1 pseudogene is annotated in these 725 nt (G+C 66.1%); it reads left to right on the plus strand.

Going from position 1 to position 725, the window contains the following annotated elements:
• Positions 1 to 725 (plus strand): annotated as a pseudogene (locus AC0L15_RS33215) (translocation/assembly module TamB domain-containing protein); the annotation flags it as partial.

The following is a 725-nucleotide window of genomic DNA, read 5'->3' on the forward strand; positions in this document are numbered from 1 at the left end:
CTGACGCTCGATGTCGGCGGCGGATCGGTGACCGTATCCGGCACCGCCGGCCAGACGCTCGACCTTGCGGCAGAGTTTTCCCGGCTGCCGGCCGCCCTGGCCAATGATTTTTCACCCGGCCTCGACGCCGCGGGCACGCTCGGTGGAACGGCGCAAGTGACGGGACCGTCAGCAGCCCCTGACATTCGTTTCGATGCGCAGCTCAGCGGCGCCGAGACCAGCCAGACCCGCCAGGCGGGGCTCGGGCTTCTCAACCTCGATGCGGCAGGCAGCTTCTCCTCCGCCGGCGGCGTCGCCATCGACCGCGCGACGCTTTCAGGAGACAAGATTTCCGGCAAGGCTGCCGGCACCATCAATCCGAACGGCGCCAGCGATTTTTCGCTCGACCTGGCCTCGACCGGCCCAAGCCTGCCGCTGGCGCTTGGCAGCACCGAAAGCCCGATCAAGCTCGAGTTGCAGGCGCTTTCGGTAAAGGCTGCGGGGCAGGGCACGCAGCCCCAGCTCGACATTTCCGCTGTTCTGCCTTCGGTCGCGACGAAATTCAGCGATGTCGAGGGGCTCACGTTGGCATTGCACTCGGACGCTTTCGACGTGAAGAGCCGGACGGGGCCGGTCTCCGGCACGGTGACGGCAAACAAGATTGGCCTGGACAATCCGACCATCGCGCCGCTGCTCGCCGGAAAGATTACTGCCAAGGTCGCCGGCGATCTCGCTACCGATACCAT

It is taken from the genome of Mesorhizobium sp. WSM4846 (genome assembly GCF_055811415.1).